Raw genomic sequence first — 12,145 nt, forward strand, 5'->3', positions numbered from 1 at the left:
CCTGGTCGTGTGTGGCCATGGCCAGAGTCTTGCAGGCCGGTCGGACGCTGAGGTCCACCGAGGGGTGGACCCACCCGGGCCGCACCGCGCGTCCCGGCACCTCCCTAGGATGGGTCCACTATGACCGAGTGGCTGCTCGTCCTCGCCGGCATCGCGCTGACGCTGGGGACAGCCCTGTTCGTCGCCGCGGAGTTCGCCCTTGTCGCCCTCGACCGTCCGACGGTGGAGAAGAGCATCGAGCGGGGTGACACCCGGGCCCGCACCGTCCTGGCCTCGTTGCGGACCCTGTCGACGCAGCTGTCCGCCTCCCAGGTCGGGATCACCCTCACGACCCTGGTGCTCGGCTTCCTCGCGAACCCCTCGATCGGTGCGCTCCTGCGTGGACCGCTGCAGACGGCGGGCCTCGCCGAGTCGGCCGCCTCCCGCGTCGCGGGTGTCCTCGCGATGCTCATCGCGACCGTCTTCTCGATGATCGTGGGCGAGATGGTCCCCAAGACCCTCGCGATCTCGACTCCGCTCTCCACCGCCAAGGTCGTGGCGGGGCCGGTGCGCTGGTTCGCCATCGCCCTCAAGCCGCTCCTCTTCTTCCTCAACGGCACCGCCAACTCCGCGCTGCGCGCCATCGGCGTCGAGCCGCAGGAGGAGCTGTCCGCCGCACGGAGCCCGGCCGAGCTGGCCTCGCTGGTGCGGACGTCCGCCGAGGCGGGCACCCTCGACCTGCGCACCGCACGCCTGGTCACCGCGTCGCTGGGGTTCGGCTCGCAGACCGCGGCCGACGTCATGACCCCGCGCTCGCGCGCCACGGCGATCGACCGCTCCGCCTCCGCGAGCGAGTGCGTCGAGCTGGCCCGCCAGACCGGGCACTCCCGCTTCCCGGTCATCGACGACGACTGGGACGACGTCGACGGCGTCGTCCACGTCAAGAAGGCCATCGCCGTGCCGCACGACCGCCGCGTCGACGTGCCCGTGTCCGCGCTGATGACCCCGCCGCTCGTCGTGCCCGAGACCATCCGGCTCGACCCCCTGCTCATCCAGCTGCGCGACAGCGGCCAGCAGTTCGCGATCGTCGTGGACGAGTACGGCGGCACGTCCGGCGTCGTGACCCTGGAGGACCTGGTCGAGGAGATCGTCGGTGAGGTGTCCGACGAGCACGACCGCAGCCAGACGACCGGGCGGCAGATGTCCGACGGGTCCTGGACCGTGCCCGGCCTCTGGCGACCCGACGAGGTCCTGCGCCGCACCGGGATCGAGATCCCCGAGGGGCCGGCCTACGAGACCGTCGCCGGTTTCGTCATGTCGGAGCTCGGACGCGTGCCGGCGGTCGGTGACGTCGTCGAGGTGGACGGGTGGCGGCTCGCGGTGATCGACATGGAGGCACGTCGGGTCGACCGTCTCCGGTTCACCCCCCTCACGCCCCGGCAGGGCGACGCGGCTCGGTCGCGCGACGAGGACGAGGGGGCGCCGGCATGAGCCTCGGAACCGTCCTCATCACCGTGGTCCTGCTCCTGGCCAACGCGTTCTTCGTCGGGGCGGAGTTCGCCGCCATGTCCGCCCGCCGCAGCCAGCTCGAGCCGCTGGCGGAGCAGGGGAGCCGTGGGGCTCGCGCCGCCCTGGACGCCCTGTCACGCACGGGGATCCTGCTCGCGACCGCACAGCTCGGCATCACCGTCTGCTCGGTGCTCCTCGGCGCCATCTCGGAAGCGGCGCTGCACCACGCCCTCGTCGGACCACTCGAGGCGGTCGGCGCGCCGGAGGAGCTCGCCGACGTCCTGGCCCTCGTCCTCGCGCTGCTCATCGTCGTCTTCCTCCACGTCGTCGTCGGCGAGATGATTCCCAAGAACCTCTCCATCGCGACCCCCGAGCGGGCTGCGATCGCTCTCGTCCCCGCGCTGGTCATGGTGTCCCGCGTCGTCAAGCCGGTCATCAACGCCATGGACTGGGTCTCCAAGGCGATGGTCCGCTCCTTGGGGGTGGAACCACGCGACGAGGTCGCCTCCGCGTTCACGGCCGAGGAGGTGGCGCAGATCGTCTCCGAGTCGCACAAAGAGGGGCTGGTCGAGCCGGAGCAGTACGGCCTGCTCGGTGCTGCGCTCGAGTTCAGCGACAAGGACGCCGGCGACGTGGGCGTGCCGCTCGACCGGCTGGTGACGGTCGACATGGCCACGACCCCCGACGACATCGAACGGCTCGTGGCGCGGCACGGCTTCTCGCGGTACCCGGTCGTCGACACGGCCGGCACGCTCTCGGGCTACCTGCACCTCAAGGACGTGCTCTTCGCCGACGAGCAGGAGCGGCTCGAGCCGGTCCCGGCCAAGCGCGTCCGTCGCATGGCCAACGTCCGATGCGACGACGAGGTCGAGTCCGTGCTGGCCACCATGCAGCGCACCGGCTCCCACCTCGCCCGGGTCGTGGCCGACGACGGCGAGGTCATCGGGGTCGTCTTCCTCGAGGACGTCATCGAGGAGCTCGTCGGCGAGGTGACCGACTCCTCCCACGGAGACCGGATGACCCGCCGCCGCGTCTGACGTCGTGCCCACGGCAAAGGCCTTGGCCGGCGCTGTCGCGCTGGCCAAGGCCTTCGTCCGAATGGTGCCCCCGGCAGGATTCGAACCTGCGCCCCCGCCTCCGGAGGGCGGTGCTCTATCCCCTGAGCTACGGGGGCCCGAACCGTGATGTCGATGGTGTCACGAGAACGCGCCTTCTGGGACTGCCACGGAGGGTAGCAGCCTAGAGTTGCACCCATGGAATCCGGGCAGGCAGCGTCGACCTCCCACGACCGCCCGTTGGTTCTCGTCTGCGACGACATCGACTCGATCCGCGAGATCATCCGGATCAACCTCGAGCTCGAGGGCTTCGACGTGCTGCTCGCCGCGGACGGCCACGAGGCCATGAGCCAGCTCATCGACCCGTCGTCCCGCACTCCCGACGTCATCGTCCTCGACGCCCAGACGCCCAAGCGGGACGGGTGGTGGGCCATCGCCGCGATCCGGTCCCACCCCCGCCTCGCGCAGGTGCCGAGCGTGCTCGTCACCGCGTCCACGACGGCGCACGACCGCAGCGAGGCGGCCCTCGCCGGCTTCGACGCCTTCGTCGCCAAGCCGTTCGACCCGGTCGAGCTCGTCGACGTCGTCTCACGGCTCGCGGTCGAGGGAAGGCCCCACGAGAGCGACCAATAGACTTCGGGCGTGACTCCCGAAGAACTGTCCTCCGCGATCCGGGCTGCCCTGGTCGAGGCCGCGTCCGCCGGTGAGCTGGCCGCCCCGGTGCCCGAGAGCGTCCGCGTCGAGCGACCCCGCAACCGGGACCACGGTGACTGGTCGACCAACATCGCGCTCCAGCTCGCCAAGCCGGCCGGCATACCGCCGCGTGAGCTCGCCACGAGCCTGGCCTCGCGCCTCCTGAGCGTCCGGGGCGTCTCGGCGGTCGACGTCGCCGGACCCGGCTTCCTCAACATCACGCTCGACACGGCAAGCGCCGGCGAGCTGGCGCGCAGCATCGTCGAGGCGGGAGCGGCCTACGGCCGCAACGACTCCGAGGCGGGTCACACCATCAACCTCGAGTTCATCTCGGCCAACCCGACCGGGCCACTGCACATCGGCCACACGCGGTGGGCGGCCCTGGGTGACGCCATGCGCCGGCTCCTCGTCGCGTCGGGGGCTGACGTCACGGCCGAGTACTACATCAACGACGCCGGCGCGCAGATGGACGTCTTCGGCGCGAGCGTCCTCGCCCGCGCCAAGGGCGAGCCGACGCCGGAGGGGGGCTACCCCGGCGCCTACGTCGACGACCTCGCCGCGGCGGCGCTCGCGCAGCGTCCCGACCTCCTCGACCTGCCCCACGACGAGGCGCGCGCCGAGGCGCGGCGGATCGGCTACGAGGCGCAGCTGGCGGACATCCGCGCGACGCTCCAGAGCTTCGGCGTGCACTTCGACGTGTGGTTCTCGGAGGCGACGCTGCACGAGGGCGGCGCCGTCGAGAAGAGCGTCGACCGGCTGCGCGAGCAGGGTCACGTCTTCGACGAGGGCGGCGCGGTGTGGCTGCGCACCACCGACTTCGGCGACGACAAGGACCGGGTGCTGATCCGGGCCAACGGGGAGCCCACCTACTTCGCCGCCGACGCCGCCTACTACCTCAGCAAGAAGGACCGCGGCTTCGACGAGAAGATCTACCTCCTCGGCGCCGACCACCACGGCTACATCAACCGGCTCAAGGCCATCGCGGCCGCGGCCGGCGACGACCCCGAGCACAACATCGAGGTCCGCATCGGGCAGCTGGTCAACCTCGGGGGAGCCAAGCTCTCGAAGCGCGCCGGCAACATCGTCGAGCTCGCCGACGTCATCCGGTGGATCGGCAGCGACGCCATCCGCTACAGCCTCGCCCGCTACCCGGCGGACAGCCCGCTGAGCCTCGAGGGCGAGGAGCTGCGCAAGCAGACCAACGACAACCCCGTGTTCTACGTCCAGTACGCCCACGCCCGCACCGCCAACGTGGCCCGGCTCGCGGCCGAGGACGGGGTGCGCGCCGAGGACGGCTTCGACCCCTCGCTGCTGGCCGACGCCACCGAGGCGACCCTGCTGGCCACCCTCGGCGACTTCCCGCGGGTCGTGGCCCATGCGGCGCAGCTGCGCGAGCCGCACCGGGTGGCCCGCTACCTCGAGGACCTCGCCGGCCGCTACCACAAGTGGTACGACACCTGCCGCGTCCGGCCGATGAACGCCGAGGAGGAGGTCACCGACCTCCACCGCACGCGGCTGCGGCTCAACGACGCCACCCGCCAGGTGCTCGCCAACGGACTCGACCTGCTCGGCGTGAGTGCGCCCGAGCGCATGTGAGGAGCTGAGCGATGCGTTCGCACGAGGCTGGTGCCCTCCACGCCGAGGGGTACGGAGGTCCGCCGCTCTACCTGCCGTTCCCCGACGACGTCATGGCGCTCCTGCCGCAGCTCTGGCCGGAGACGGTGCGCCGCGACGAGGAGGGCCGCCTCACGGTGGCCGGCCTCGACGTGGTGAGCATCGCGCGCGAGTTCGGCACGGCGGCCTACGTCGTCGACGAGCAGGACTTCCGGGCGCGGGCACGGGCGTTCCGTGACGGCTTCGGTGAGGCGTTCGGCTCCGTCGGCGGGGGAGCGGACGTCTACTACGCCGGCAAGGCGTTCCTCTGCACGGCCGTGGCGACGTGGGTCGCGGAGGAGGGGCTCTCGCTCGACGTGTGCAGCGGCGGAGAGCTGGCGGTGGCGCGTCGGGCAGGCTTCCCGCCCGAGCGGATCGGCTTCCACGGCAACAACAAGTCGATGGACGAGATTCGGGACGCCCTCGAGTACGGCGTCGGCCGGATCGTCCTGGACTCGTTCGTCGAGATCGAGCGGGTCTCCGCCGTGGCGGCCGAGCTCGGCGTCACCGCGCCGGTGATGATCCGCGTCACCGTCGGCGTGGAGGCGCACACGCACGAGTTCATCGCCACCGGGCACGAGGACCAGAAGTTCGGCTTCAGCCTGTCCAGCGGGCAGGCGTTCGAGGCGGCCCGCCTGGTGCTCGACCACGAGCACCTGGACCTGCGCGGCCTCCACTCGCACATCGGCAGCCAGATCTTCGACACCGGCGGCTTCGAGCTGAGTGCGCGACGGCTCGTCGGGCTGCACGCGAGGGTCGCCGACGATCTCGGGCACCACTGCCCCGAGATCGACCTGGGAGGCGGGTTCGGCATGGCGTACACGTCACAGCACACGCCACTCCCTCCGGCGCTGCTCGGGAAGCAGATGGCCGACATCGTCGCGCGCGAGCTCAAGGCGGTCGGCGACGGGAACCTGTCGCGCGTCCCTCGCGTGTCGGTCGAGCCGGGCCGGGCGATCGTCGGTCCGTCGACCTTCACCCTCTACGAGGTCGGCACGGTCAAGCAGGTCGAGCTCGACGAGCAGCACTCCCGCGCCTACGTCTCCGTCGACGGTGGGATGAGCGACAACGTGCGCCCGGCGCTCTACGAGGCCGACTACTCCTGCACGCTCGCGAACCGGAGCTCGGCTGCGCGCCCGATGCTCGCCCGGGTCGTCGGCCGTCACTGCGAGAGCGGCGACATCGTCGTCCAGGACGAATGGCTGCCTGCCGACACCCGACCCGGCGACCTCATCGCCGTGCCCGGCACCGGCGCCTACTGCCGAGCGCTGTCCAGCCAGTACAACCACACACCGCGGCCGCCGGTGCTCGCGGTCCGAGACGGCTCGGCACGGGTCCTCGTGCGCCGTGAGACCATCGACGACCTGCTCGCCCTCGACGTCGGGAGCAGCTGATGACCCAGCGCCGTGCCGTCGAACCCGTGACGCCCGAGGAGAGCACCCAGATGGCCGTCCCCGACCCTTCGCCGGCGCCCACCCTCAAGGTGGCCCTGCTCGGCTGCGGCGTCGTCGGCTCCTCCGTCGCGACGATGCTCGTGACGAACGGGGACGACCTGGCCGCGCGCGTCGGCGCCCGCCTCGAGCTCATCGGCATCGCCGTGCGCCGCCCCGAGCGGGTGCGGCCCGACGTGCCGGTCGACCCGTCGCTCTTCACCGCCGACGCCGACACGCTGGTGCGCAGCGCCGACGTCGTCATCGAGGTCATCGGGGGCGTCGACCCCGCACGTGAGCTCATCCTCACGGCCCTCGAGCACGGCGCCTCGGTCGTCACCGCCAACAAGGCGCTGCTCGCCGAGGACGGGCCCACCCTGTATGCCGCGGCGGCCGACGCGGGCGTCGACCTCTACTACGAGGCCGCGGTCGCCGGGGCCATCCCGATCGTGCGCCCGATGCGCGAGTCGCTCGTCGGCGACGACGTCCAGCGCGTCCTCGGCATCGTCAACGGCACGACCAACTTCGTCCTCGACAAGATGGACAGCTCCGGTGCCGGGTTCGCCGAGACCGTCGAGCAGGCGCAGGCGCTGGGCTACGCCGAGGCCGACCCCACCGCCGACGTCGAGGGCTTCGACGCCGCGGCGAAGGCCGCCATCCTCGCGTCGCTGGCGTTCCACACCCGCGTCTCGAGCGCCCAGGTGCACCGCGAGGGCATCACCGAGGTCACCGCCGCCGACGTGCAGGCCGCCAAGGACATGGACTCCGTCGTCAAGCTGCTCGCGATCTGCGAGCTGCTGCGCGACGAGTCGGGGACGCCGAGCGGAGTCAGCGTCCGGGTCCACCCGGCGATGATCCGTCGCTCGCACCCGTTGGCCTCGGTGCGCGACGCCTACAACGCCGTCTTCGTCGAGGCCAGCGCGGCCGGCGAGCTCATGTTCTACGGCAAGGGCGCCGGCGGCGACCCGACGTCGTCGGCCGTCCTCGGCGACGTCGTCGCCGTCGCGCGCCACCGGCTCGCGGGAGGCCACGGACCGACCGAGTCCGCCTATGCCGACCTCCCTGTGGTGCCCATGGGCGACGCCGTGACGAGGTACCACATCAGCCTCGCCGTGGCCGACCGCCCGGGCGTGCTCGCCGCGGTCGCCTCGGTGTTCGCCGAGCACGACGTCTCCATCGAGACCGTGCGCCAACGCGTCCTCGGCGAGGGCGACAGCTCGCGCGCCGAGCTCGTCGTCGTCACGCACCGCGCTCCCGACTCGGCGCTCTCCGCGACGGTCGCCGCGCTCACCGGGTTGGACACGGTCGACGAGGTCGTCTCGTGGATGCGCGTGGAAGGAGCCTGACGTGGCACACCAGTGGCGCGGAGTCATCCGTGAGTATGCCGACCGCCTGCCGATGCTGGCCGGCTCACCGGTCGTGACCCTGCACGAGGGTGGGACGCCGCTCATCCCGGCCGAGCACCTCTCGGAGCTCGTCGGGGCCAACGTGCTCGTCAAGTACGAAGGCCTCAACCCCACCGGCTCGTTCAAGGACCGCGGGATGACGACGGCCATCTCGCACGCCAAGGGCCGCGGTGCCCAGGCGGTCATCTGCGCGAGCACCGGCAACACGAGCGCGTCCGCCGCGGCCTATGCCACCAAGGCCGGCATGACCTGCGCGGTGCTCGTGCCCGAGGGCAAGATCGCGATGGGCAAGCTCAGCCAGGCGATCGCGCACGGGGCGACGCTGATCCAGGTCGACGGCAACTTCGACGTCTGCCTCACCGTCGCGCGCAAGCTCGCGGAGGTGCACCCCGTCGAGCTGGTCAACTCCGTCAACCCGGCTCGCATCGAGGGCCAGAAGACCGCGGCGTTCGAGATCGTCGACGCCCTTGGTGACGCCCCCGACATCCACGTGCTGCCGGTGGGCAACGCCGGCAACATCACCGCCTACTGGCGCGGCTACCGGGAGTACGCGACCGACGCCGAGGGCCTGCCCGCCGTCGCGACCCGCACCCCGCAGATGTGGGGGTTCCAGGCCGCCGGGGCCGCGCCGATCGTGCTGGGCCACCCGGTGGACGACCCCGAGACGATCGCCACCGCCATCCGCATCGGCAACCCGGCCTCCTGGCGCCAGGCCGAGGAGGCGCGCGACCAGTCCGGTGGGCGCATCGAGTCGGTCACCGACGCGCAGATCCTCGCGGCCCACCGCCTGCTCTCGTCCACCGAGGGGATCTTCGTCGAGCCCGGGTCCGCCGCGAGCATCGCCGGCCTCCTGCAGGCCGGCGAGCGGGGTGAGGTGCCGGCCGACGCGACGATCGTCTGCACGGTCACCGGCCACGGTCTCAAGGACCCGCAGTGGGCCCTGCGCACCGCCGACGGCTCCGAGGTCGAGCCGGTCAAGGTCGCCGCGGAGGCGCAGGCCGTCGCCGAGGTCCTCGGCTTCGCGGACTGACGTGGGGGAGTGGCAGCCGGGCGCCGGTGTGACCGTCCGCGTGCCGGCGAGCAGCGCCAACCTGGGTCCGGGTTTTGACTCCGTGGGGGTGGCGCTCGGGCTGTGGGACCGTTGCCGCGCAACCATTCTCGCCACCAACGGCCTCGAGATCGACGTCACCGGTGAGGGTGCCGGGTCGGTCCCCACCGACGCCACGCACCTCGTCCACCGCAGCCTCGTCCACGCCTTCGAGGAGCTCGGTGAGACGCCCCCACCGGGCCTCCGGCTCGAGTGCGCCAACGAGGTCCCGCACGGTCGCGGGCTCGGCTCGTCCGCGACGGCCATCGTCACCGGCGTCGCCCTCGCGCACGCGCTCCTCGCGCTGCGGGACGGTCGTGCCGTGGACGACGTCGACCTCACCCCGGTCAACGACCTCGCCGCGCGCCTGGAGGGCCACCCGGACAACTCCTCGGCGAGCGTCTTCGGCGGCGTGACGCTCTCGTGGTCGGACGATCCCGAGCAGGGCACCACGACGCTGCGGCTCGTCCCGCACCCCGACGTCGTGCCCGTCGTCTTCACTCCCGAGGTGCAGCTCTCGACCGCGACGGCGCGGGCCGTGCTGCCGGCCCAGGTGCGGCTGGCCGACGCCGCAGCCAACTCGGCGCGAGCAGCCCTGCTCGTGCACGCCCTCACCCACGAGCCGCGACACCTCCTCGACGGCACCCGCGAGTGGCTGCACCAGGAACCCCGTCGCGCCTCGTACGCCGCCTCCATGGCGCTCGTGGACGACCTGCGCGCCGCGCGACATGCCGCCGTCATCTCCGGGGCGGGACCCTCGGTCCTCGTGCTCGCGACACGCGACACCGCGGCCGAGGTGGGCTCCATGGGAGGCGCGTCATGGCGGGTGCGACAGCCCGGCATACCGAGTCGTGGCGTCGAGACCGCGGTGCTGGACGTGCGGTCCCCCACGGCGTGGTGACGTCGTGGAACACCACCCGGAGGCGGTGTGACGCGCGGCGCCGCCTCACCGTGCGTGTCGAACGCCGGGTGTTACTCTGATGCTGCGGTCGAAGTTGATGCCGGATGAGCTTTCTGTCCTCCGATGCCTACCGCGACACGCATCCACCACATTGGGCCGGTCGACCGGTGCAGCCATTCGCTGACGTCGACTCCCCGTGGACTCATCCGTCAGGTCCCTGACACCCATATTCGGCCCTGCCCAGCGGGCTCGGGCCACTGACGAGGGGAAGGATCCTTCGTGACAGACACCACCACCCTTGAGGCATCCGCGGCGTCCGGGCAGAGCCCACGTCGGTCGGGCTCGCTGACGGCCATGCGCCTCGCCGAGCTGCAGGGGCTCGCCTCGAGCATGGGCATCTCCGGCACCGCCAAGATGCGCAAGGGCGACCTCGTCGCCGCGATCAAGTCGCGCCAGAACGGTGACAGCGGCCCCGTCGCCACCGAGCCCGAGACGGCACCGACGCAGCGTCCGCGCCAGCGCCGGGCCGCGTCGTCCGGCCAGGGCGCGCCGCAGGTGGCCGAGGCCGCGGCCCCGGCCCCGGCCCCGACCGCGACCGAGACCGCGCCGCGCGATGAGCGCGCCGACCGTGGTCCGTCGACGAGCCAGGCTCGCGCCGAGGACCGCGAGCCGCGCGGTCAGCGGGAGTCCACCCGTGAACCGCGCGAGCAGCGCGAGCAGCCTGATGCCGACCGCCAGCCGCGGGAGCGCACCTCGAGCCGCGACGAGCGTTCCGACGAGCGCGACACCCGGGGCGACCGTGGCGAGCGCAACGGCACCCGCCGCGAGCGCGGTGCCGACACCGCGACCGAGCGCGAGGACCGCTCCACCGACCGTCGTGACCGCGACTCCGACGGGGGCGAGCGCTCCTCCGACCGCGGTGACCGCAGCTCCGACCGGGGCGAGCGCTACGCCGACCGCGGAAACCAGGGCAACCAGGGCGGCCAGCCTCAGGGCCACCAGAACGGCCCCGACGACGACGACGAGGGTGGCCGCAGCGGTCGCCGCCGCCGCAACCGCAACCGCAACCGCGACAAGCGCCGCGGCGGTCAGGACGAGCGCCAGGGCGACACCGAGAACGATCAGCAGCTCGCCGAGGACGACGTGCTCGTCCCCGTGGCCGGCATCCTCGACATCCTCGACAACTACGCATTCATCCGGACGTCCGGCTACCTGCCGGGCACCAACGACGTCTACGTGCCGCTCGGCATCGTCAAGCGCTACAACCTGCGCAAGGGTGACGCCGTCGTCGGCGCGACCAAGGCGCCGCGCGAGGGCGAGGAGCCGCAGCAGCAGACCGTCGGGACGCGCAACACGCGTGCCAAGTACACGCCGCTGGCGCACCTCGACACCATCAACGGGCTCAGCCCCGACGAGTCGCGCAAGCGCGCGGAGTTCGGCAAGCTCACCCCGCTCTACCCGCAGGACCGCCTGCGCCTCGAGACCGAGCCGCACATCCTCACGACCCGGATCATCGACCTCGTCGCGCCGATCGGCAAGGGCCAGCGAGGGCTCATCGTCGCCCCGGCCAAGGCCGGCAAGACGATGGTCATGCAGGCCCTGGCCAACGCGATCACGACGAACAACCCCGAGGTCCACCTCATGGTCGTGCTCGTCGACGAGCGCCCGGAGGAGGTCACCGACATGCAGCGCGCGGTCAAGGGTGAGGTCATCGCCTCGACCTTCGACCGTCCGGCCGAGGACCACACCACGGTCGCCGAGCTGTCGATCGAGCGGGCCAAGCGCCTCGTCGAGATGGGTCACGACGTCGTCGTCCTGCTCGACTCGATCACCAAGCTCGGTCGCGCCTACAACCTCTCCGCACCGGCGAGTGGCCGCATCCTCTCGGGCGGCGTGGACTCGGCGGCGCTCTATCCGCCGAAGAAGTTCTTCGGCGCCGCGCGCAACATCGAGGACGGCGGCTCCCTGACGATCCTCGCGACGGCCCTGGTCGAGACCGGGTCGCGCATGGACGAGGTGATCTTCGAGGAGTTCAAGGGCACCGGCAACATGGAGCTCAAGCTCGACCGTGGTCTGTCCAACCGCCGCATCTTCCCGGCCGTCGACATCAACGGCTCCGGCACCCGCCGCGAGGAGATCCTCCTCGCCCCGGAGGAGCTGAAGATCATGTGGAAGCTGCGTCGGGTCCTCTCCGGCCTCGACAGCCAGCAGGCCATCGAGCTGCTGCTCGACCGGCTCCGCAAGAGCAGGACCAACTACGAGTTCCTCAAGCAGGTCCAGCAGACCAGCTCGAACCGGCTCGAGGACGAGGACGACGACTGAGCCGTCGTCGCCAGCACCGACCACGAGGCGGTCTCCCGGTCCGGGAGACCGCCTCGCGGCATACCCGCATGTCCGCCGTTCGCGCCACGTCAGGGCCGCGCTGCGGGAAT

9 protein-coding genes and 1 tRNA gene are annotated in these 12,145 nt (G+C 71.9%); 9 read left to right on the top strand and 1 reads right to left on the bottom strand.

From position 1 onward, the window contains the following. Positions 1-120 precede the first annotated feature (120 nt). Both ACOJV9_RS02150 and ACOJV9_RS02155 read left to right on the top strand, forming a co-directional pair. Positions 121-1,470 (top strand): hemolysin family protein, encoded by a 1,350-nt coding sequence (locus ACOJV9_RS02150; protein WP_420183525.1) that lies wholly within the window; start codon positions 121-123, stop codon positions 1,468-1,470. Continuing rightward, a complete protein-coding gene (locus ACOJV9_RS02155; RefSeq protein ID WP_420183526.1) occupies positions 1,467-2,525 on the top strand; it encodes a hemolysin family protein in 1,059 nt (352 codons plus the stop codon). The genes ACOJV9_RS02150 and ACOJV9_RS02155 overlap by 4 nt, the downstream gene beginning before the upstream one ends. A gap of 62 nt (positions 2,526-2,587) precedes the next feature. Here the strand turns inward: ACOJV9_RS02155 and ACOJV9_RS02160 are convergent. Next, positions 2,588-2,662: transfer RNA gene (locus ACOJV9_RS02160), tRNA-Arg, on the bottom strand. Between the two features lie 79 nt (positions 2,663-2,741). Here ACOJV9_RS02160 and ACOJV9_RS02165 point away from each other — a divergent pair. From ACOJV9_RS02165 to rho, 7 genes are all read left to right on the top strand, one after another. After that, the gene (locus ACOJV9_RS02165) at positions 2,742-3,176 is read left to right on the top strand and encodes a response regulator (RefSeq protein ID WP_420183527.1); all 435 of its coding nucleotides are present in this window, start codon (positions 2,742-2,744) and stop codon (positions 3,174-3,176) included. 9 nt (positions 3,177-3,185) lie between these two features. Next, a complete protein-coding gene (gene argS / locus ACOJV9_RS02170) occupies positions 3,186-4,832 on the top strand; it encodes an arginine--tRNA ligase (protein WP_420183528.1) in 1,647 nt (548 codons plus the stop codon). An 11-nt stretch (positions 4,833-4,843) separates the two neighbouring features. Then, positions 4,844-6,283 carry a diaminopimelate decarboxylase gene (lysA, locus tag ACOJV9_RS02175; protein ID WP_420183529.1) on the top strand — a complete coding sequence of 480 codons (1,440 nt, stop codon included), beginning with the start codon at positions 4,844-4,846 and terminating at the stop codon, positions 6,281-6,283. Positions 6,284-6,333: 50 nt separating this feature from the next. Continuing rightward, positions 6,334-7,665 (top strand): homoserine dehydrogenase, encoded by a 1,332-nt coding sequence (locus ACOJV9_RS02180; RefSeq protein ID WP_420183761.1) that lies wholly within the window; start codon positions 6,334-6,336, stop codon positions 7,663-7,665. Position 7,666: 1 nt separating this feature from the next. After that, positions 7,667-8,755, top strand: a complete 1,089-nt coding sequence (gene thrC / locus ACOJV9_RS02185) for a threonine synthase (protein ID WP_420183530.1) — start codon at positions 7,667-7,669, stop codon at positions 8,753-8,755. A gap of 40 nt (positions 8,756-8,795) precedes the next feature. Further along, complete coding sequence (gene thrB, locus ACOJV9_RS02190) at positions 8,796-9,713, top strand: homoserine kinase (protein ID WP_420183531.1); 918 nt, start codon at positions 8,796-8,798, stop codon at positions 9,711-9,713. A gap of 279 nt (positions 9,714-9,992) precedes the next feature. Beyond that, complete coding sequence (gene rho / locus ACOJV9_RS02195) at positions 9,993-12,035, top strand: transcription termination factor Rho (protein WP_420183532.1); 2,043 nt, start codon at positions 9,993-9,995, stop codon at positions 12,033-12,035. Positions 12,036-12,145 lie beyond the last annotated feature (110 nt).

The organism is Knoellia terrae, from assembly GCF_048606435.1.
GTDB classification, from domain to species: domain Bacteria; phylum Actinomycetota; class Actinomycetes; order Actinomycetales; family Dermatophilaceae; genus Knoellia; species Knoellia terrae.

What these genes read in the sequence shown, in the direction of transcription:
- ACOJV9_RS02150 (WP_420183525.1), top strand. Translation starts at nt 121, where the DNA reads ATGACCGAGTGGCTGCTCGTCCTCGCCGGCATCGCGCTGACGCTGGGG.
- ACOJV9_RS02155 (WP_420183526.1), top strand. Translation starts at nt 1,467, where the DNA reads ATGAGCCTCGGAACCGTCCTCATCACCGTGGTCCTGCTCCTGGCCAAC.
- ACOJV9_RS02165 (WP_420183527.1), top strand. Translation starts at nt 2,742, where the DNA reads ATGGAATCCGGGCAGGCAGCGTCGACCTCCCACGACCGCCCGTTGGTT.
- lysA (WP_420183529.1), top strand. Translation starts at nt 4,844, where the DNA reads ATGCGTTCGCACGAGGCTGGTGCCCTCCACGCCGAGGGGTACGGAGGT.
- ACOJV9_RS02180 (WP_420183761.1), top strand. Translation starts at nt 6,334, where the DNA reads ATGGCCGTCCCCGACCCTTCGCCGGCGCCCACCCTCAAGGTGGCCCTG.